Raw genomic sequence first — 19,417 nt, 5'->3', positions numbered from 1 at the left:
CGCCCCGGCGCGGGGATGAGACCGTCACAGCGCCCCACCCCGCTGCCGCCGCCCGGCCGCCACAAGCGCCTGGTGATGGATTCGCGCCCGGCGAGCCGCAGTGCCCTCCTGCTCCGCCGCCTCACCGTCCGCCTCGCCGCCTCCCGCCTCGGGCGGCGCAGCGCCAGCCTGCTCACCCTCGCCGTGGTCGGCGGCTTTGCCGTCTACGGCGTCGTCCTCGGCGGGCACGTGGAGGTGGCCAAGGGCATCGTCCTCGACGTCGCCGACGCCGCCGGCAACATCGCCGGGTTCAAGGTCAAGGAAGTGAACATTTCCGGCCATGATCACATGACCCCGCCGGAACTCCTCGAGGCGGCCGGCATCAAGGCCTCCACCTCCATCCTGTTCGTGAACGCCGACGAGACCCGCGCGCGGCTCGAGCAGCTGCCGTGGATCCAGTCGGCGGCGGTGCGCAAGTTCTATCCCGACCGCATCGACATCGCGGTCACCGAGCGGCAGGCCTTCGCCCTCTGGCAGATCAACGGGGAAATCAAGGTGATCGCCCGCGACGGCACGCCCATCGCCCCCTATTCGGACGATCCGCGCTACGTGCAGCTGCCCATCGTGGTGGGCGAGGGCGCGCAGAAGCAGGTCGGCCCCATCGTGGATGCCCTGGCCCGCCTGCCGGCGCTGCGTGACAACGTGCGCGCCGCCATCCGCGTCGCCGAGCGCCGCTGGACGCTGAAGATGCGCAACGGCATCGACGTGCGCCTGCCGGAAACGGGGATGGAGGAGGCCCTCGCCACCCTCATGGATCTCGACCGCGACAAGAAGCTGCTCACCCGCGACATCACCATCGTTGACCTGCGCCTGCCCGACCGGGTGGTGGTGCGGCTCTCCGATGCTGCCGCCGACGCCCGTGCCCAGATGCTGAAGGCGCGCGCCAAGGCCAAGAAAGGAGGCCCCGCATGAGGCAGAGGCTCGCCCAGGGCTTCGCGCCGAAGATGCGCCCGTTGCCGCACAAGAAGAGCGGCATCGTCGGCGTGCTCGACATCGGCACCAGCAAGGTGGTGTGCGCGATCGCGCGCCTCAAGCCGCGCGGGGCGTCGGATGTCCTGACCCGGCGCACCCATTCCATCGACGTGCTCGGCATCGGCCACACCCGCGCCCACGGCATCAAGGGCGGCGTGGTGGTGGACATGGCCAAGGCGGAGCTCGCCATCCGCCAGGCCGTGGACATGGCCGAGCGCGCCTCGGGCGTGCAGATCGCCTCCGTGGTGGTGGGCGTGTCCGGCGGGCGTCTCGCCTCGCAGCACTACGAGGCCGCGGTGCGCCTCACCGCCCCGGCGGTGGAGGAATTCGACATCCGCCGCGTGCTGGAGGCGGCGTCCACCTATGCCGTGGGCGACGGCCGGGCGGTGATGCATGCGCTGCCGGTGGGCTATTCCCTGGATGGTCGGCGCGGCATCGGCGAGCCGTGCGGCATGCTCGGGCGCGAGCTCGGCGCCGACATGCACGTGATCACCGCCGACCTCACCGCGCTCAAGAACCTGGTGCTCTGCGTCGAGCGCTGCCATCTTTCCATCGAGGCCATGGTGGCCGCCCCCTATGCGGCGGCGCTCTCCTCCCTCACCGACGACGAGATGGAGCTGGGCGTCACCCTCATCGACATGGGGGCGGGGACCACCACCTTCTCCATCGTCGCCGGCGGCCACTGCGTCTATGTGGACGGGGTCGCCCTGGGCGGCCAGCACATCACCAACGACGTGGCCCGCGGCCTGCCGGCGCGCCTTGCCGACGCCGAGCGCCTGAAGGCGCTGCACGGCGCCGTGGTGGCGGTCTCCTCCGACGAGCACGACATGCTGACCGTGCCGCCCTTGTCGGGTGATTCGCGCGACCAGCCGCACATGGTGCCCAAGTCACGCCTCGTCACCATCGTCCGCCCGCGGGCGGAGGAAATTGTCGAGCTGTTGCGCGATCGCCTCAAGGCCTCGGGCCATGCCGGGGACGCCGGGCGGCGGATCGTCCTCACCGGCGGCGCGGCGCAATTGCAGGGGCTGGCGGACCTCGTGGCCCGGTTCATCGGGCCGCAGGTGCGCATCGGCCGCCCGCTGGGTGTTTCCCGCCTGCCGGAGGCCGCGCGCGGCACGGCCTTCGCGGTGACGGCGGGGCTTCTGGTTTACCCACAGGTTGCGGGCCTCGAGCATTTCGAACCCCGCCGCCGGCAGGCGGTGGTGGGCGAAAGCGCGGGATATTTCGGTCGGGTAGGACGCTGGCTGAAGGACAGCTTTTAGACATGGTTAACGAAAGCTGCCGTAACAAAGAGGTCATCAAGGATTCGCGAGCGGCGGACAGGGCCAATCGGGACGGAGCAATAGCATGACGATCAACCTTCAGATGCCCGACATTCGTGAGCTTCGTCCCCGGATCACGGTGTTCGGCGTGGGCGGCGCCGGGGGCAACGCGGTTAACAACATGATCACCGCAGGCCTCCACGGCGTGGAGTTCGTGGTGGCCAACACCGACGCCCAGGCGCTCTCGCTCACCAAGGCCGAGCGGGTGGTCCAGATGGGCGTGGCGGTGACCGAGGGTCTCGGCGCCGGCTCCCAGCCGGAAGTCGGCCGCGCCGCCGCCGAAGAAGTCATCGACGAGATCCGCGACCACCTGTCCGGCTCGCATATGGTGTTCATCACCGCCGGCATGGGCGGCGGCACCGGCACGGGGGCGGCTCCGGTCGTGGCCCGCGCCGCCCGCGAGCTCGGCATCCTCACCGTGGGCGTGGTGACCAAGCCCTTCCACTTCGAGGGCGCCCGGCGCATGCGCGTCGCCGAGCACGGCATCAGCGAGCTGCAGAAGAGCGTCGACACCCTCATCGTCATCCCCAACCAGAACCTGTTCCGGGTGGCGAACGAGAAGACCACCTTCGCCGACGCCTTCGCCATGGCCGACCAGGTGCTCTATTCGGGCGTCGCCTGCATCACCGACCTGATGGTGAAGGAAGGCCTCATCAACCTCGACTTCGCCGACGTGCGCGCCGTGATGCGCGACATGGGCAAGGCGATGATGGGCACCGGCGAGGCTTCCGGCGACAAGCGCGCCATCCAGGCCGCCGAGGCCGCCATCGCCAACCCGCTGCTGGACGAAACCTCCATGCGCGGCGCCGGCGGGCTCTTGATCTCCATCACCGGCGGCAAGGACATGACCCTGTTCGAGGTGGACGAGGCGGCGACCCGCATCCGCGAGGAAGTGGATCCGGACGCCAACATCATCCTCGGCGCCACCTTCGACGAGGTGCTCGACGGCATCATCCGCGTGTCGGTGGTGGCCACGGGCATCGACCCGGCGGTGATCCCCGAGCAGATCGCGCCGATCGGCGACCGCTTCCCCGAGCTCGCCGGGCGCAAGATCTCCAACGCCGGCCGCGCCGCGGTGGAGGCGACCCGCGAGGCGCAGATCCGCAGCGCGGTGGCCTCCATCACCGCCGACGACCTGATCGGCCTCGAGGACGCCGCCGCCCAGCAGCCGCAGGCGAGCTATGCTCCCCCGCAGCAGCGGGACTTCGCGCCGCAGGCCCAGGCACCCGCGGCTCCCCAGCATGCACCGGCCGATCGTGGCGTCGCCATCGATGACGTGACCATCCGCACCGCGCCGCCCAAGGCCTCGTCCTTCTATGTCGAGCCCGAGCCGGCGGCGCCTCCCGCGCCCATGGTGGAGGACGAGTTCGCCCCCTACATCCCGCCGGCCGGCCAGCGCCCGCGCAGCCCGCGCATGCCGCGCGTGGATGAGCTGCCGCTGCCCGCACAGAACCAGATCCGCGCCCAGCGCGGCGAGCCGCCGGTGGCCCAGGCCCAGCCGGACAAGAAGCGGATGACCCTGCTGCAGCGTCTCGCCCATGTGGGCCGCCGCGAGGAGGAGCCGGAGCCCCAGCGCCGCGAGCAGCCCAGCATGCGCGCGCCGGAGCGCCGTCCGGTGGATCCGCGCACCGCCGATCCCCGGGACAACCGAGGGGAAGGCCGTGGCGAAAGTCGTGGTGACATGCGCCCGACCATGCCCGCCCGTCCCGGCGACCCGGTCTCCGAGTTCGCCAAGCGTCCGCCGGCCCGTCCGGCCGCCGAGGTGCCGTCCCGTCCGGGTCCGCATCGCGACGAGGACGACCAGCTGGAAATCCCCGCTTTCCTGCGGCGGCAGGCCAACTGATCGACCGGCCGGCGGGCCGAAGCCCGCCGGCCGGCACCCTTCATGACTACCGGCCAGGCAGCGGCGCGCCCGGCGCGGACCGCGGTGCCGCGGATGGGTCGGAACGCCGCCTGATTGCCACCTTCCGGCCATCGATTCGAATCGCCGACGGCAAGCCCGGGAACGCACCGACCGGAGGGGACGCACCCGCTGAGTCGCGTCCAGCCGGCCCGAAGGAAACCTCACAACAGCTGTAACACAGGCGCCGCGCAGCGACTCGGTGCGAGCTGTAAGCTTTTGATAGTTAATGAAAATTTGACGTGTCGACTTGGTAACAGAGGGTAAGCAAGCGTGATTTGGCGCCGCCCTGCGAGGCGACTACGGTGCACCCAGCCAAAAAGTTCCACACGTCGAGCGTTGACAGTTTTTTCGTACAACCTCGGCGAAAGTGGGAAGGCAACGTGAAGGTTTGAGGGAAGGAGTGCGGCGGCCACGGGGCGCCGGGTTTCTTCTCCAACACGGGACGCACCGGACATGCAGACCACTCTGGCTCGCGAGATCGCACTGAAAGGTGTCGGCGTCCACGCCGGGGTCGAAGCGACCCTCACCCTGAAGCCTGCGCCCGCGAACACCGGAATCGTCTTCATCCGCTCCTTTGCCGACCAGTCGCCCCGCAAGGCCACGGTGAGCCGCACCTCGGTGCAGGCGACCGATCTTGCCACCGTCCTCGGCGACCGTTCGGGCGCCCTCGTTTCCACCGTCGAGCACGTGCTCGCCGCCTTCAGCGGCCTTGCCATCGACAATGCCATCGTCGAGATCGACGGCCCGGAAGTCCCGATCCTCGACGGCAGCGCCGCCGACTTCGTGCGCGCCGTGGATGCCGTCGGCGTCGCCGAGCTGCGCGGTCGCCGCAAGTTCCTGAAGGTGCTGAAGCCGATCCGCGTGGAGAACAACGGCTCGTTCGGCGAACTCCTCCCCTACGAGGCGGGCTTTCGCCTTGAGGTGGAGATCGAGTTCGCCCACGACGCCATCGGCCGGCAGCGCTTTGCCGCCACCATGTCCCCCTCGGTGTTTCGCCGCGAGCTGTCCGGCGCCCGCACCTTCGGCTTCCTCAAGGACGTGGAGCGCCTGCGTTCCGCCGGCTATGCCCGCGGCGCCGCCCTGGAGAACACCGTCTGCCTCGACGAGGGCGGCGTGATCAATCCGGACGGCCTGCGCTTCTCCGACGAATTCGTGCGGCACAAGGCCCTCGACGCGGTGGGCGACCTCGCCCTCGCCGGCCTGCCGCTGCTCGCCCGCTACCGTTCCTTCCGCGGCGGCCACAAGCTGAATTTCCAGGTGGTGGACGCCCTCTTCGCCGATCGTTCGGCCTACGCGATCGTGGAAGCCCCGACCCGGCCGGTCCGCGACACGGTGGGCGCTGAGATCGGTGTGGCGAGCCCGGTTCCGGTGTTCGCCCCGGAGATCTGAGGACGGTCCGAGGCGGGCCTGCCTGTTTGCATCCGAAAGCGCCCGAAGCCTGCTTCGGGCGCTTTCGTTTTACTGGGCGCGCCCTCGGCCAGATGGAGCGGAAGGGCGGAAGGGCCGGCCCCGGATTGCGCTTTGGCCTCGTGGACGATATCGCCAAGCCGGCGCATTAACGTCCTGGATGCGTTCCCTGTGCAAAATGGCGCCGAATTGTGCTCTGGCCGGGGGTCATGGCATTCTCGCCCGGCGTTGCCGGAGTGACACACCCGCCGGAACCCGGCTGCGGTGTCACCCCGTCGCCACATTGCCGACCGAAAGCCCCGATAGCGCGGACGGCGCAGCATTTTTCGGACGGCCCGGCGGGCGGGGATCGGAACCGGAAGGGCGAGGGCTGCGGAAGCCGCGCATGCTCGGGACTGGCCCCACGCCGGTTCTGCGCAGGGGCGCAGGGGTCGAGGGCCGGGGTCTGCACGCATGGCGTGGTTTCCCTGTCCGTGGATCCTCGGTTACAAGCGGCGCCATGGGGCGCGGGACGGAAGCTGAACCGTGATGCGATTCTTCTACGAGGCTCTGCACGCCCGCGCCGTTCTCAAGGCCGCGGGGCTCGCCCTCGCCTTGAGCATGAGCCTCTTCGTAGCCGGCTGCGCCGGCGACAAGGACGACGTGCTCATCCCCGACGAGCCGGCGGAGAAGATCTACAACGAAGGCCTCACCCTCCTGCGCCGCCAGGAGCCGGAAAAGGCCGCCAAGCGATTCGAGGACGTGGACCGCACCCATCCCTATTCGGAGTGGGCGCGCAAGTCCCTGATCATGACCACCTACGCCTATTTCGAGGCCGGCAAGTACGACGAGGCCATCGCCACTGGCCGCCGGTACGTGGCGCTCTATCCGGGATCGCAGGACGCAGCCTACGCGCAGTATCTCGTCGCCTCGGCGCTTTATGAGAACATTCCCGACATCACCCGCGACCAGCGCAAGACCCGCCAGGCCCTCGACGCTCTGGAGGATGTGGCGCGCAAGTATCCGAACACGGAATACGCCGCCACTGCCAAGAAGAAGATCGAGGTGGCGCGGGATCAGCTGGCCGGTAAGGAAATGATGATCGGTCGCTATTACCTGGAGCAGCGCAACTACACCGGCGCTATCAACCGTTTCAAGGTCGTGGTGACGCAGTACCAGACCACGCGTCAGGTGGAAGAGGCCCTCATGCGCCTCGCCGAGGCCTATATGGCGCTCGGCGTGGTGGGCGAGGCGCAGACCGCCGCCGCCGTGCTGGCCTACAACTTTCCTGACAGTTCGTGGTATAAGGCCGCCTACAAGCTGGTTCAGTCCGGTGGGGCCGAACCGCAGGAGAACAAGGCGTCCTGGATCAGCCAGGCGTTCAAGAAACCGGGGCTTGGCTGATCCTCCATGCTGGCTGCGCTCTCGATCCGGGACATCGTCCTCATCGAGAAGCTCGATCTCACCCTCTCGGAAGGCCTTACGGTCCTCACGGGTGAGACGGGTGCTGGCAAGTCGATCCTGCTCGATGCCGTGTCCCTGGCCCTCGGCGGCCGGGGCGACGGGGCCCTCGTCCGCCATGGCGTCGCCAAGGGGCAGGTGACCCTCACCTTCGATCTCGCCGCCGATCATCCCGCCCATGCGATCCTCGCCGGCGCCGAGCTGCCGGACGAAGGCCCCCTCGTCATCCGCCGCATCCAGATGGCTGACGGGCGCACCCGCGCCAGCGTCAACGAGGAACCGGTGAGCGTGCAGACCCTGCGCCTCATCGGCGCCAGCCTCGTGGAGCTGCACGGCCAGCACGCCGACCGGGCCATGGTGGACCCGGCCAGCCACCGGGCCCTGCTCGACGCTTTCGGCGGACTGGCCCCGGACGCCGCCGGCCTCGGCCTCCTGTGGCGTGCCTGGCGCGATGCGCTGGCCATCGCCCGCGAGGAGCGCGCCCGCCTGGAAGCCGCCGCGCGCGAGGCGGACTATATCCGCCATGCGGTGGAGGAGCTCTCGGCGCTCGCGCCCGCCGCCGGCGAGGAAGCGCTCCTCTCCGAGCGGCGCACCGCCATGATGCGCGCCGAGAAGATCGCCGGAGACCTCGACGAGGCCCTCGATGCGGTGGCCGGCGGCAGCTCTCCCGTGCCGTCCCTCGCCGCCGCCGTGCGTCGTCTGGAACGGCGGGCCGGCGAGGCGCAGGACCTGATTCGCCCGGCGGTGGAGGCCATCGACCAGGCCCTCGACGCCCTTGAGAGCGCGCGCGCCCATCTCGAGGCGGCACTCGCCGACGCGGCGTTCGAGCCGGCGGAGCTGGAGCGCATCGAGGAGCGCCTGTTCGCCCTGCGCGCCGCCGCCCGCAAATATGGCGCGGGTGTCGATGACCTGCCCGGCGTGGCGGCCCGTTTTGCCGCCGAGCTGGAGCGGCTGGATCAGGGCGCCGCCACCCTCGCGCGCCACGAACAGGCGGTGGCGGCCGCCGAGGCGGCCTATCGCGCCGCGGCCGACGCCCTTTCCCGCGCCCGGCACGGGGCGGCGGCCCGGCTCGACGACGCGGTGGGTGCGGAACTGCCGCCGCTGAAGCTCGAGCGGGCGACCTTCCTCTGCCGCGTCGCCAGTGATCCCGCCGCGGCGGGGCCGGACGGCTGGGACCAGGTGGAGTTCTGGGTCTGCACCAATCCGGGTTCCCGGCCGGGGCCGATGATGAAGGTGGCGTCGGGCGGCGAGCTCGCCCGCTTTCTGCTCGCCCTGAAGGTGGTGCTCGCCGATCGCGGCTCCGCGCCCACCCTCATCTTCGACGAGATCGACACCGGGGTCGGCGGAGCGGTGGCGGACGCCATCGGGCAGCGGCTCGGCCGGCTGGCGGGGAAGGTGCAGGTGCTGTGCGTGACCCATGCCCCGCAGGTGGCGGCGCGGGCCCGGCATCATCTGCTCATCGCCAAGGCGAGCGCCGACGGTGCGGCCGGGGCCGAGGCGCCGGTCACGACGCGGGTCGCCGCCCTCAGCGCCGCCACCCGCCGCGAGGAGATCGCCCGCATGCTGGCCGGCGCCACAGTGACCCAGGAGGCGCGCGCCGCCGCCGACCGCCTGCTGAAGGCGGCGCGCTGAGCGGTCGGAGCCGTCCCTGCGGGGCGGGTTGCGGGTCAGTCCGCCGGCGGCTTGTCGCGGCGCAGCGACTTCACCTGGCCCCGGCGCTCCTTGGATGCGAGCCGCCTTTCCTTGGATGCCAGGGTGGGACGCGTCGGCCGCCGCACCGGGGCCACCACGGTGGCGCTGCGGATCAGTTCAACCAGGCGGGATATGGCGTCCTCGCGGTTGCGTTCCTGGGTGCGAAAGCGCTGCGCCTGGATGACGATGACCCCATCCTGGGTCATGCGCCGGCCGGCGAGGCGGACGAGACGGTTTTTCACGCCCTCCGGCAGATGCGCCGAGCCGGCTGCGTCGAAGCGCAGCTGCACGGCGCTCGATACCTTGTTCACGTTCTGCCCGCCGGGGCCGGAGGCGCGCACGAAGACAAGCTCGATCTCATCCTCGGGAATGGCGATGCGGGAGGTGATCTCGATCATGGCGGGTCCTGGCGCGACCCTTCGAGGGATGGAAACGCCCGCGCTTCCATCCCTCGAAGGGTGAATCACGCAAGCATAGCCGACGGGAAGGGATTCGGCTTTTCGCCGGTCGTGGCCAGAACCGCCTCCAACCCGCTGCTGGGATGTGCGGCGCGCGGTGGTCGGCCTCCCTCCGCCGCCCGGCGGGGATCCGGGTCCGGCGGGATCAGATGGCGTGGCGGTTCGCGGTGGGCCCGAAATGCTCCACGTAGCGCGGGCTGATGACCGACACCGGCAGGATGATGAGCACGTCGGTGGTACCGAACTGGTGGTCCACCACCGCGCCGTCGCCGACGAAACCGCCGAGGCGCAGATAGCCCTTGATGAGCGGTGGCAATGCCTGCAGCGCGGCCTTGGGGCTGATCTCCGTCCTGGCCATGCGGTCCATGGCCACGTACCGGCTCTCGACGGCGCGGGCGCGCCATTCCTCGGGGGCCAGTGCGTTGTGGTGGAGGAAGGAGAGGGGCAACGCGAGGGCGTCGGGGTTCGTGCCCTCCAGGCTGGCGCAGCCGAACATGGCGTCGATCTTGTTGCGCAGGATGTAGGTCCACACCCCGTGCCAGAGCAGTTCCACCGTGCGCTTGTTGCGGTATGGCTTGAGCACGCAGGAGCGGCCGAGCTCCAGGAATTTCAGGTCCGGATGGGCGGCGATGACGCCGTTCACGTCGAACTCGCCCTGGGTATAGAAGCCGCCGTGGCGCCGGGCCACTTCCTGCCGCAGCAGACGGTAAGTGCCAACCACCTTTGGCTTGCGCCGGCCCAGCACCACCTTTCCCGCCTCGTGATCGAGGACGAGCAGGTGCTCGCAGATGGAATCGAAGCTGTCCATGTCGCGTCGGGCGAGGCGGGTGCCGGCGTCCGGCACCGCCGACATCTCTTCGTAGAAGACCTTGTAGCGCAGGCGCTGGGCGCGGCGCACGTCCCGCGCGGTGCGCGCCAGCCGCACCTCGAGGGCGCCGAGGCGCCCCAGGACGAGGCCATCATCGTCCGGCGGCAGGGCGTCCTTGTGGCGGATGCCCGAATAGGCGCGCAGGTCCGCCACCAGCTTCTGCGGCGTGGGCAAGCCCGGCTTGGCGGGAACCGGCCTGGGTGCGAATTTGTCAAACAATGCGGGAAAGGCGGCGTCTGGCTCGAGAAAGGCGGGCCGCGGCGCCGCGGTATTGTGGCCAGGATGCCGTGCCAAATCCCTGGTCCAATCCTTGGCCAGGTCCTTGGCCAAGTCCTTGGCGAGGTCCCGCGCAACGTCGATTCCCCGCCCGAAAAGCGCCGGGAGGTTGAACCCGGGATCCGTTTGTTCGGAACGTTTCATGCAACGACCCCCTCCTTGGGCCGCCGCTGGAGGCGTCCGCCCGCGCCGTGCGAAGGCACGCGGGGCGCCCGCTCCAGTCTCGGTCGGCGAGTCGCCGTCTTGCTAGCCGCCATCTTGTGAGCCGCCATCCCGCCGGTCGTCATCGACCAACGCCACCCACGAACTTCACCGTCAACCGACGCCGGCGCACCAAGCCTTGTGCACACATCCCCGGGCTGGAAGCCCCGGCCCAGTGCCCCCATCCGCCGAGGGCTCGGTGCCGACGGCAGGATGTGAATGTCACCAACACCATAGATTTCCAACGCTGATGTGACAATGCCGGCGGCAGGGCCGCGCCGGCGCGCCTTGCCGGCCCCGCTGCCGGATGATAGCCGGCATGGCCGGGTCCAGGCCGGCGTGATTCGATCGGGGGGCATCATGAGGAAGTTCAGCCATATGGCGGCGGGCCTCGCCCTTGCCGCCGGCGTGGCGCTGGCCGCGGCAAGCCCGGCGCAGGCGCAGCTGCGACCCACTCCGGCCGAGGTGGATACCATCGAGGTCCAGGGCGTGGGGCAGGTCACGGTCCTCACCTACCGGGCCCAGTTCGTTTCTGCCGATCCGGTCACCCGCCGCGTGGTGTTGGAGGGGCCGTACGGCCGCCGCTGGGCGGTGATCGCGCCGCCCCTTCTCGGCGACCTCAGCGCCTTCCGGAACAGCGAGACCCTGATCATCCGCGTGGCGCCGGGTGAGGTGACCGCGCTCGGCAAGGCCCGCCAGGGCCGGCCCGGCGAGGTGGTGAACGAGGTGGCGCTCAATGCCGGCCTACCCGGCTGGCCCGAGGGCTTCGGCGTGCGCGAGGTGACGATCACCACCATTTTCGTGGCCATCGACAAGGCGGCGGGCACCGTCACATTCGAGGGACTCGACGGCGTGGTGCGCACCCTGAAGGCCTCCAGGGCCCAGGTGCTCGCCGACCTGCAGCAGGTGGAGCCGGGCGATCTGGCCCAGATCACCTATCTGGAAGGCATCGCGGTCAACGCCATCCGCTGAGGCCGGCCCAGGCCGCCGATGGCATTGGCCGGGCGGCCTGCGCGCCGCGGTCGGTCGGGCGGGCGGGGCGCCCCGTGCTCCGGCGGCCGCCCCAACCACCGGATTCCGGCTGGCCTTCGCATGCCCGTGATGCGCGCGGGCATGCCGGTGCCCTGATCCAGATCGCCACGGTCCGCGCGAGCGCCCACCGCCTGCGCCGTAAAGTGGCATGGCGGCCTGCACCGGGTCAGGCGGCGGCACGCGGGCGCTCGGCGGCGGCGCGGTAGGCCAGCGCTTCCGCGAGATGGCGCCGGCCGACGCCTTCCGCCCCGTCGAGGTCGGCGAGGGTCCGCGCCACCTTGAGCACCCTGTGGTAGCCGCGGGCGCTGAGACGCATGGCGTCCGCCGCATCGCGCAGCAAGGCTGCGCCCGCGGCGTCCGGGACCGCCACCTGCTCCAGAAGGGGGCCGGAGGCGGCGGCATTGGTCCGCACGTCCGGCCGCCCGAGAGCGGCGTAGCGCTCCATCTGGATTTCCCGCGCCAGAGCCACCCGCGCCGCCACCTCCCGCGAGCCTTCGGTGGGCGCCGGCAGGACCAGGTCGGAGGCGGAGACGGCCGGCACCTCCAGATGCAGGTCGATGCGATCGAGGAAGGGGCCGGAGAGTCGCGCCTGGTATTCATCCGCGCAGCGCGGCCCCCGCTTGCAGGTGAAGCCGGGCTCCCCCGCCCGGCCGCATCGGCAGGGGTTCATGGCGGCGATCAGCTGGAACCGCGCGGGATAGGTGACGCGGTGATTGGCCCGCGCAATCAGCACCTCGCCGCTCTCCAGCGGCTGGCGCAGCGAATCCAGCACCTGGGGCGAGAATTCCGGCAATTCGTCGAGGAACAGGACGCCGTTATGGGCGAGGGAGACCTCGCCCGGCTTCGCCTTGGCGCCGCCGCCGACCATGGCGGCCATGCTGGCGGAGTGGTGGGGCGCGCGGAACGGGCGGCGATCCATGAGGGCGCCGTCCTCGATCGCTCCGGCCACCGAGGCGATCATGGACACATCCAGCATCTCGGCCGGCGACAAAGATGGCAGGATCGAGGGAAGCCGCTGCGCCAGCATGGACTTTCCCGCGCCGGGCGGACCAATGAAGAGAAGGTTGTGCCCGCCCGCCGCCGCGACCTCGAGGGCACGCTTTGCGGTCTCCTGGCCCTTCACATCCCTCAGGTCGAGCATGGTTTCCCCCGGCGCCTTCATCCTCGGTTCGGGCCGTCCCATCACCTGCCGGCCGGTCATGTGGTTGGCCAGCTGGATGAGGGATTGGGGCGCGAGGATCTCCATGTCCGGGCTCGCCCAGGCGGCCTCCGCGCCGCAGGGCGCCGGGCAGATCAGGCCATGGCCACGGGCGTTCGCGCCGATGGCGGCGGGCAGCGCGCCGGCCACCGCGGCGATGGCCCCGTCCAGCGCCAGCTCACCCACCACCGTGAAGCCGTCGAGGGCGTCCGACGGGATGGCGCCGATGGCTGCCATCAGCCCGAGGGCGATGGGCAGGTCGTAATGCGAACCCTCCTTGGGCAGGTCGGCCGGGGCGAGGTTCACGGTGATGCGCCGCGCGGGAAGCGCGAGCCCGGAGGCGATGAGGGCGGCGCGCACGCGTTCCTTCGCCTCGGTCACCGCCTTGTCCGGCAGCCCCACGATGGTGAAGGCCGGAAGGCCCGCGGCCACGTGCACCTGCACGTCCACGGGGCGCGCCTCCACCCCTTCGAATGCGACCGTCGCAACCCGCTGGATCACCGCCCGCCCCCGCTGAATGCTCTCAACCAACGGTAGTCGAGACACGCCTCAGCGGCAAGAACGAAAGTGGAACAATTCCGCTTGCGCGGCGTCCGCTCCCGGTTATGCTCCCGCGCAGCTTCGGCGGGATGAGGTGTGCGGCCATGGGGGCGGCGGGTTCGGAAGGCGGCGTGCACAGCCATGACAGCCACGTGGCCGAGATGTTCGGGCCGCAGGCGGCGGCCTATGTGGCGAGCGCGGTGCATGCGCGTGGCGCCGATCTCGAAGCACTGGCGGCACTGGTCGAGGATCTGCGCCCGGCCCGGCTGCTGGACCTCGGCTGCGGCGGCGGCCATGTGAGCTTCACCGCCGCGCCCCATTCCGGCGCCGTGGTGGCCTACGACCTTTCCGCCGACATGCTGGGCGCCGTCACGGCGGAGGCGCAGCGGCGCGGCTTCGACAATATCGTCACCCAGCAGGGCGTGGCCGAACGCCTGCCTTTCGCCGACGGCAGCTTCGACCTGGTGGCCTCCCGCTACAGCGCGCACCACTGGCGCGACGTGCCGGCGGCGATGCATGAGGCGCGGCGCGTGCTGAAGGACGAGGGCCGGATGGTGATCATGGACGTGATCGCCCCCGACTGGCCCGTGGCGGACAGCTTCCTCCAGGCGGTGGAGATCCTGCGCGATCCCTCGCACGGCCGGGATTACAGCGAGGCGGAATGGGTGGATTTCGCGGAGACCGCCCGCCTGCGGGTGACGCGCACCGCGCGCCGGCGCCTGCGGCTGGAATTTGCCTCCTGGGTCGCCCGCATCCGCACGCCGGACCTGCACGTGGCCGCGATCCGTTCCCTGTTCGCCGGGGCGGCCGCGGAGGTGGCCAGCCATTTCGAGTTCGAGCCGGACGGTTCCTTCACCCTCGACACCCTGACCCTGGAGCTGGAAGCGGCGTGAGGGTGACGGAGGGGTCCTGGGCTCGGCCCTATTTCTTCTCCAGCATCAGCGTGCCCTGCTTCTTGATCAGCCCCTGCGCCTTGCGGGCCAGCAGGTCGAGGAGGAAGGGCAGCTCCACCGAGAGGTGAACGGCATCATCGGTCACGTCCAGGGTGCCGTTTGCGGTCTGGGTGAGGGCGGCGATGCGGAAGTCCAGGTGCGCGCCGGTCCACACCTCCTCGAGGAGGGTGATGTGGCGGCCGAAGCGGTCGCGCACGGTGGTGAGCCCGACCTGAAGTCGCCGCACCGCCTCCGCCTGGCCGAGGCGGTGCGGAATGGAGGCGGTGAAGGGCTGTCCCATGGCTGCTCCCGTTGCTTGTCCCGTGCCGCGGCCGGGCACGACCTTCTGGACACGGACTTCTGGCACGACGCCCGGGGAACCCGGACTTCCGGGGCGGTCCGGGTTCCCCGGGGCGGCGTGCGGCCTCAGGCCGCGCGCTTCTCCTCGATCCGGTCCCAGATCTGCGCCGCAATGTCCGGTCCGCCGAGACGCTTGATGGCGCGCAGCCCGGTGGGCGAGGTGACGTTGATCTCGGTGAGGTTGCCGTCGATCACGTCGATCCCCACGAAGATGAGCCCCATCTTCTTCAGCGAAGGACCAATGCGCGCGCAGATCTCCAGTTCCCGGTCGGTGAGGTCGGTGGGTTTCGCCGCGCCGCCGCGCACCATGTTCGAGCGAAGATCGCCCTCGCTGGGCACCCGGTTCACCGCCCCGGCCGCCTCGCCGTCCACCAGGATGATGCGCTTGTCGCCGTGCTTCACGGCGGGCAGGAAGCGCTGGACCACCCAGGGCTCGCGGAAGGTGGTGGCGAACAGGTCGTAGAGCGAGCCGAAATTGAGGTCGTCGGCGGTCAGGCGGAACACGGCGGCCCCGCCATTGCCGTAGAGCGGTTTCATCACCACGTCGCCGAACTCGGCCCGGAAGGCCTTGATCTCGTCGAGGTCGCGGGTGATCAGCGTGGGCGGCATCAGCTCGGGAAACTCGGTGACGAAGATCTTCTCCGGCGCATTGCGCACATGGGCCGGGTCGTTCACCACCAGCGTCTTGGGATGAATGCGCTCGAGCAGGTGCGTCGCCGTCACATAGGCCATGTCGAAGGGCGGGTCCTGGCGCATCAGCACCACGTCCATCTCGCCGAGCGCCACGCGCCGCTTCTCGCCGAGGAGGAAATGGGCTCCCGCCTCGTCCTTCACCTCGAGCGGCTCGATGGTGGCGAAGACCTGGCCGTCGCGCATGGCCATGCGGTCGGGCGTGTAATGGTAAAGCGTGTGCCCGCGCCGCTGGGCTTCGAGCAGGAGGGCGAAGGTGGAATCGCCCGCAATGTTGATGTTGGCAATGTGGTCCATCTGGACCGCGACCTTGAGGGCCATGGCAATCTCCGGCGCCCACGGGGGGCTTCGCCTTATCTATAGGCGGCGGGCGCGCCCCGCCACCTTGCTTCAGAACTCCGCCTCGAACGCGCCGGGCAGGTGCTCGGCCTCGCCGGTGCGGGCGAGCAGCACCGCGTCGAAGCGCATGTTGAGGGCTGACAATTCCGGGTGCGCCGCGAGGTAGGCCGCTGCGGCGGCGGCGATGCGCCGCCGCTGGCGCGGCAGCAGGGAGAAGGCCGCCTCGGCGAGGCCGGCCCTGAGCTTCACCTCGCAGAAGACGAGCAGGTCGCCCTGCCGCGCGATGAGATCGATCTCCCCGGCCTTGGTGCGCACGCGCCGGGCAAGGATGTTGAAGCCCCGCGCGCCCAGCAGGGCGGCGGCGCGGTCTTCCGCGGCGAGCCCCCGGTCGTGGGCGGCACGGCGGCGCTGCGTGTCCGGCGAGGCCGGCGGCTCAGTCATCGCCGGCGGGCTGCGGACCGGAGCGGCCCTCGGTCACGGCGAGGGCCCGGGCATAGACTTCGCGTTTCGGACGCCCGGTCACCGCCGCGACGGCGGCCACCGCGTCCTTCAGCGAGCTCTCCCTGAGGGCGCGGGCGAGGGCTGCGTCCACCGCCGCATCGCCGGCGGCCTCCTCCAGCGGCGGGCCGATGACGAGCACGATCTCGCCCCGCGGAGCCTCCACTCCGGCATAATGCGCGGCGAGGGTGGGAAGGTCGCCCCGGCGCACCTCCTCGAAGGTCTTGGTCAGCTCGCGGCAGATGGCCGCCTTGCGGGGGCCGAGACGCTCGGCAAGGTCGGCGAGGCTTTCGGCCAGGCGCGGGCCGCTCTCGTAGAAGACGAGGGTGGCCGGAACCGTGGCGAGCGCGGCGATGCGGTTCCTGCGCTGGCCGCCCTTCGGTGGCAGGAAGCCGTCGAACAGGAAGCAGTCGGTGGGCAGGCCGGCGGCGACGAGGGCGGCGAGCAGCGCCGAGGCGCCGGGCACGGGATGCACCTTGTGGCCGGCCTCGGCCGCTTCCACCACCAGCTTGAAGCCGGGATCGGAGACCAGGGGCGTGCCCGCGTCCGAGATGAGGGCGACCCGCGCCCCGCCGGCCAGCCGGGCCAGCAGCTTCGGCCGGGCGCTGGCGCCGTTGTGGTCGTGGTATGGCACGAGGGAGGTGGTGATGCCGTAGCGGTCCAGCAGGCGGCGGGACATGCGGGTGTCCTCGCAGGCGATGATGTCCGCCGCCGCCAGGGTCTCCAGGGCACGGATCGTGACGTCGGCGAGGTTGCCGATGGGGGTCGCCACCACGTGCAGGCCCGGCGAGAGGGGCGGCGGGGACACGGTCGTCCCGGCGAGGAGGAAGGTCTTCGCGCCCCCTGCGGCATGGGGTTCCGGCCGGGCGGGGGAGGGCGATCTGTGCGGACTGGTCATCGAATCACCATAGCCCCGCCGGGGCGGGACGAAAACGGGCCTCAGCCCATATGCCGCGCCGCCGTGACCACCGCCTGGCCGAAGGCGAGGCCGCCGTCATTGGCCGGCACCTGGGCGGGAACGAGCACCGTGAGGCCGTGCCGCCGGAGCCGCCGTGCCGTTTCCTCCAGCAGCAGCGCATTCTGGAAGACGCCGCCGGAGACGGCGACGGTGGCGAGCCCCTCCGCCGTGGCAGTATGGGCCGCCACGGTGGCGAACACATCGGCGAGGCCGGTGTGGAAGGCGGCGGCCATGGCGCCGCGGTTCCGGCCGGCATGAAGATCTTGCATCAGCGCCTGCCAGAGCGGGGCGGGATCGATTTCGGTCAGACCCGCTTCCGGGCGCAGCGCGAACGGATAGGGGGGAGTGCCGGCTTCCGTGACCGCCACCGCCTCCAGGGCCATGGCGGCCTCGCCCTCGTGGCTCAGCCGGTCCGGCGCGAGGCGCAGGAGCGCCGCCACCGCGTCGAACAGCCGGCCGGCGGACGAGGCGGACGGCGCGTTCAGCCCCCTGCCCACCATGGCGCGCAGGGTGGCGACGGGCTTTCCCGCGAACAGGCTGGCGAGATGCGGATCGCCAGCCACCGCCGCCGGCCCCAGGGCGCGGTCGAGATGGGCCAGCAGCACGCGCCACGGCTCGCGGCTCGCCGCGTCGCCGCCGGCCAGCGGAATGGGCGAGAGGCGCGCGGCGCGGCGGCTCGTCCGGTAATCGCAGACCAGCACCTCGGCGCCCCAGACGGTGCCATCCTCGCCGAGGCCCAGCCCGTCGAGGGCGATGCCCACCACCGGCCCGTTCGCCCTTCGCCAGCCATTCTCCGCCATGGCGCCGGCGACATGGGCGTGGTGGTGCTGCACCCGCTCCACCACGAGGCCGCGCGCCAGCGCGACGGCTTCGCCGAGGCGGGTGGCGCGGTAGTCGGGGTGCAGGTCCACCGCCACCACCTGCGGGCGATGGGTGAACAAGGCGGTGTAGTCGGCAAGGGCGATCTCGTAGGCGTCGCCGGTGGCCGGCTCGTCCAGGTCGCCGAGATGGTGGGAGAGCAGCGCCTTCGACCCGTGGGTGAGGCAGAGGGCGTTCTTCAGTTCACCGCCCATGGCGAGGACGGGCGGGGCGCCGGCGAAGTCCTGCGGCAACGGCAGCGGCACGGGGGCAAGGCCCCGCCCGCGCCGCATCACCCTGGGCGCCCCGGCGGCGGTGCGTGCGACGCTGTCGTCGAGGCGCCGGGCGATGGGCCGGTCGTGCATCAGGAAGGCATCGACGATGCCGGCGAGGCCATCGCGCGCCGCATCGTCGCGGAAGATCTGCGGCTCGCCGGAGCGGTTGCCCGAGGTCATCACCAGAGGTCGGCCGGTCTCGGCGAGCAGCAGGTGGTGCAGCGGCGTGTAGGGCAGCATCAGGCCGAGATGGTGCTGGCCGGGGGCGATGCCGGACGCCAATGGCGCGCCTTGTTTCAGGGGCAGCAGCAGGATCGGGGCGGAGGGATGGAGGAGCGCGGCGTCCTCGTCCGCCGAAATGGTGCACAGCCCGTGGGCGGTGGCGAGGTCCGCCATGACGGCGAGGGGCTTGGTGGGCCGATGCTTGCGGGCGCGCAGTTCGGCGACGGCGGTCTCGCAGGTGGCGTCGCAGGCGATGTGGAAGCCGCCGAGCCCCTTCACCGCGAGGATGCGGCCGGCGCGCAGCAGGGCGGCGGCATGGCCGATGGGGTTCGCCTCGGCGGGCGCGCCTGCGCCTTCCACCCACAGGCGCGGTCCGCAGTCCGGGCAGGCGATGGGCTGGGCATGAAAGCGGCGGTCGGCGGGGTCTTCATATTCCGCCCGGCAGGCGGGGCACATGGCAAAGCCGGCCATGGTGGTGGCCGGCCGGTCATAGGGCAGGCCGGTGACGATGGAAAAGCGCGGCCCGCAATCGGTGCAGTTGGTGAAGGCATAGCGATGGCGCCGGGCCGCCGGGTCGGCGATCTCGGCGCGGCAGGCGGGGCAGGTGGCCACGTCCGGCACTACGCCGACTGACACGGTGCCGGCGCCGCTCTCGATGATGCGGAAACCGGGCTCGGGCACGGCCGCCGGGCGTCGCGTGATCGCTTCCACCCGCGCCAGCACGGGGGCTTCGGCCAAGAGAGCCGCGGCGAAGGCATCGAGGACCGCGCGGGGGCCGCTCGCGTGGATGATCACCCGGTCGCCGGCATTGCGCACATCACCGTCGAGGCCGAGCCGCGCGGCGAGGCGGTAGACGAAGGGGCGGAAGCCCACCCCCTGAACGATGCCGCAGACCTCGATCTGCTCCGCCCCCCCTTTCCCGTTCGGCATGGGACGG

The 19,417-nt window shown here is 71.1% G+C and carries 16 protein-coding genes; 8 read left to right on the top strand and 8 right to left on the bottom strand.

Going from position 1 to position 19,417, the window contains the following annotated elements; translation table 11 throughout:
- Positions 1–15 precede the first annotated feature (15 nt).
- The 6 genes from EZH22_RS06605 to recN all read left to right on the top strand — a co-directional run bounded on the left by EZH22_RS06605 (position 16) and on the right by recN (position 8,715).
- A complete protein-coding gene (locus tag EZH22_RS06605) occupies positions 16–951 on the top strand; it encodes a cell division protein FtsQ/DivIB (RefSeq protein ID WP_231711343.1) in 936 nt (311 codons plus the stop codon).
- Complete coding sequence (gene ftsA / locus EZH22_RS06600; protein ID WP_203194925.1) at positions 948–2,273, top strand: cell division protein FtsA; 1,326 nt, start codon at positions 948–950, stop codon at positions 2,271–2,273. Before EZH22_RS06605 ends, ftsA begins: the two co-directional genes overlap by 4 nt.
- Before the next feature lie 85 nt (positions 2,274–2,358).
- Entirely contained in the window at positions 2,359–4,176 is a 1,818-nt protein-coding gene (ftsZ, locus tag EZH22_RS06595) for a cell division protein FtsZ (RefSeq protein WP_203194924.1), read from the top strand.
- A 513-nt stretch (positions 4,177–4,689) separates the two neighbouring features.
- A complete protein-coding gene (gene lpxC, locus EZH22_RS06590) occupies positions 4,690–5,625 on the top strand; it encodes a UDP-3-O-acyl-N-acetylglucosamine deacetylase (protein ID WP_203194923.1) in 936 nt (311 codons plus the stop codon).
- A 546-nt stretch (positions 5,626–6,171) separates the two neighbouring features.
- Positions 6,172–7,026 (top strand): outer membrane protein assembly factor BamD, encoded by an 855-nt coding sequence (locus tag EZH22_RS06585; protein ID WP_203196416.1) that lies wholly within the window; start codon positions 6,172–6,174, stop codon positions 7,024–7,026.
- Positions 7,027–7,032: 6 nt separating this feature from the next.
- Positions 7,033–8,715: a DNA repair protein RecN gene (gene recN / locus EZH22_RS06580; RefSeq protein ID WP_203194922.1), complete on the top strand. Its 1,683-nt coding sequence runs from the start codon at positions 7,033–7,035 to the stop codon at positions 8,713–8,715.
- Positions 8,716–8,750: 35 nt separating this feature from the next.
- On the opposite strand, the gene arfB is transcribed toward recN, so the two are convergent.
- Both arfB and EZH22_RS06570 read right to left on the bottom strand, forming a co-directional pair.
- Positions 8,751–9,173, bottom strand: coding sequence for an alternative ribosome rescue aminoacyl-tRNA hydrolase ArfB (gene arfB / locus EZH22_RS06575; protein ID WP_203194921.1), 423 nt, complete (start codon positions 9,171–9,173; stop codon positions 8,751–8,753).
- A 205-nt stretch (positions 9,174–9,378) separates the two neighbouring features.
- Positions 9,379–10,320: a GNAT family N-acetyltransferase gene (locus EZH22_RS06570; RefSeq protein WP_203196415.1), complete on the bottom strand. Its 942-nt coding sequence runs from the start codon at positions 10,318–10,320 to the stop codon at positions 9,379–9,381.
- Between the two features lie 618 nt (positions 10,321–10,938).
- Between EZH22_RS06570 and EZH22_RS06565 the strand changes: the two genes are divergently transcribed.
- The gene (locus tag EZH22_RS06565; protein WP_203194920.1) at positions 10,939–11,550 is read left to right on the top strand and encodes a hypothetical protein; all 612 of its coding nucleotides are present in this window, start codon (positions 10,939–10,941) and stop codon (positions 11,548–11,550) included.
- A 226-nt stretch (positions 11,551–11,776) separates the two neighbouring features.
- Here the strand turns inward: EZH22_RS06565 and EZH22_RS06560 are convergent, their stop codons facing one another.
- A complete protein-coding gene (locus EZH22_RS06560) occupies positions 11,777–13,309 on the bottom strand; it encodes a YifB family Mg chelatase-like AAA ATPase (RefSeq protein WP_203194919.1) in 1,533 nt (510 codons plus the stop codon).
- A gap of 143 nt (positions 13,310–13,452) precedes the next feature.
- On the opposite strand from EZH22_RS06560, the gene EZH22_RS06555 reads away from it, so the two are divergent.
- Positions 13,453–14,241, top strand: a complete 789-nt coding sequence (locus EZH22_RS06555; protein ID WP_203194918.1) for a class I SAM-dependent methyltransferase — start codon at positions 13,453–13,455, stop codon at positions 14,239–14,241.
- A 28-nt stretch (positions 14,242–14,269) separates the two neighbouring features.
- Here EZH22_RS06555 and EZH22_RS06550 read toward each other — a convergent pair whose 3' ends face one another.
- The 5 genes from EZH22_RS06550 to hypF form a co-directional block, all read right to left on the bottom strand.
- The gene (locus EZH22_RS06550) at positions 14,270–14,581 is read right to left on the bottom strand and encodes a polyhydroxyalkanoic acid system family protein (RefSeq protein ID WP_203194917.1); all 312 of its coding nucleotides are present in this window, start codon (positions 14,579–14,581) and stop codon (positions 14,270–14,272) included.
- A 125-nt stretch (positions 14,582–14,706) separates the two neighbouring features.
- Complete coding sequence (gene gshB, locus EZH22_RS06545) at positions 14,707–15,651, bottom strand: glutathione synthase (RefSeq protein ID WP_203194916.1); 945 nt, start codon at positions 15,649–15,651, stop codon at positions 14,707–14,709.
- A 69-nt stretch (positions 15,652–15,720) separates the two neighbouring features.
- Positions 15,721–16,110: a YraN family protein gene (locus tag EZH22_RS06540; protein WP_203194915.1), complete on the bottom strand. Its 390-nt coding sequence runs from the start codon at positions 16,108–16,110 to the stop codon at positions 15,721–15,723.
- Complete coding sequence (gene rsmI, locus EZH22_RS06535; protein ID WP_203194914.1) at positions 16,103–17,065, bottom strand: 16S rRNA (cytidine(1402)-2'-O)-methyltransferase; 963 nt, start codon at positions 17,063–17,065, stop codon at positions 16,103–16,105. The genes EZH22_RS06540 and rsmI overlap by 8 nt, the downstream gene beginning before the upstream one ends.
- 41 nt (positions 17,066–17,106) lie before the next feature.
- Entirely contained in the window at positions 17,107–19,410 is a 2,304-nt protein-coding gene (hypF, locus tag EZH22_RS06530; RefSeq protein ID WP_203194913.1) for a carbamoyltransferase HypF, read from the bottom strand.
- Between the last annotated feature and the right edge of the window lie 7 nt (positions 19,411–19,417).

This window comes from Xanthobacter dioxanivorans, assembly GCF_016807805.1.
GTDB lineage: Bacteria > Pseudomonadota > Alphaproteobacteria > Rhizobiales > Xanthobacteraceae > Xanthobacter > Xanthobacter dioxanivorans.
The sequence above is the reverse complement of the archived record's forward strand: the minus strand, read 5'-3'. Positions and strand labels throughout refer to the sequence as shown.

What these genes read in the sequence shown, in the direction of transcription:
- EZH22_RS06605 (WP_231711343.1), top strand. Translation starts at nt 16, where the DNA reads ATGAGACCGTCACAGCGCCCCACCCCGCTGCCGCCGCCCGGCCGCCAC.
- ftsA (WP_203194925.1), top strand. Translation starts at nt 948, where the DNA reads ATGAGGCAGAGGCTCGCCCAGGGCTTCGCGCCGAAGATGCGCCCGTTG.
- ftsZ (WP_203194924.1), top strand. Translation starts at nt 2,359, where the DNA reads ATGACGATCAACCTTCAGATGCCCGACATTCGTGAGCTTCGTCCCCGG.
- lpxC (WP_203194923.1), top strand. Translation starts at nt 4,690, where the DNA reads ATGCAGACCACTCTGGCTCGCGAGATCGCACTGAAAGGTGTCGGCGTC.
- EZH22_RS06585 (WP_203196416.1), top strand. Translation starts at nt 6,172, where the DNA reads ATGCGATTCTTCTACGAGGCTCTGCACGCCCGCGCCGTTCTCAAGGCC.
- recN (WP_203194922.1), top strand. Translation starts at nt 7,033, where the DNA reads ATGCTGGCTGCGCTCTCGATCCGGGACATCGTCCTCATCGAGAAGCTC.
- arfB (WP_203194921.1), bottom strand. Translation starts at nt 9,173, where the DNA reads ATGATCGAGATCACCTCCCGCATCGCCATTCCCGAGGATGAGATCGAG.
- EZH22_RS06565 (WP_203194920.1), top strand. Translation starts at nt 10,939, where the DNA reads ATGAGGAAGTTCAGCCATATGGCGGCGGGCCTCGCCCTTGCCGCCGGC.
- EZH22_RS06555 (WP_203194918.1), top strand. Translation starts at nt 13,453, where the DNA reads ATGGGGGCGGCGGGTTCGGAAGGCGGCGTGCACAGCCATGACAGCCAC.
- EZH22_RS06550 (WP_203194917.1), bottom strand. Translation starts at nt 14,581, where the DNA reads ATGGGACAGCCCTTCACCGCCTCCATTCCGCACCGCCTCGGCCAGGCG.
- gshB (WP_203194916.1), bottom strand. Translation starts at nt 15,651, where the DNA reads ATGGCCCTCAAGGTCGCGGTCCAGATGGACCACATTGCCAACATCAAC.
- EZH22_RS06540 (WP_203194915.1), bottom strand. Translation starts at nt 16,110, where the DNA reads ATGACTGAGCCGCCGGCCTCGCCGGACACGCAGCGCCGCCGTGCCGCC.
- rsmI (WP_203194914.1), bottom strand. Translation starts at nt 17,065, where the DNA reads ATGACCAGTCCGCACAGATCGCCCTCCCCCGCCCGGCCGGAACCCCAT.
- hypF (WP_203194913.1), bottom strand. Translation starts at nt 19,410, where the DNA reads ATGCCGAACGGGAAAGGGGGGGCGGAGCAGATCGAGGTCTGCGGCATC.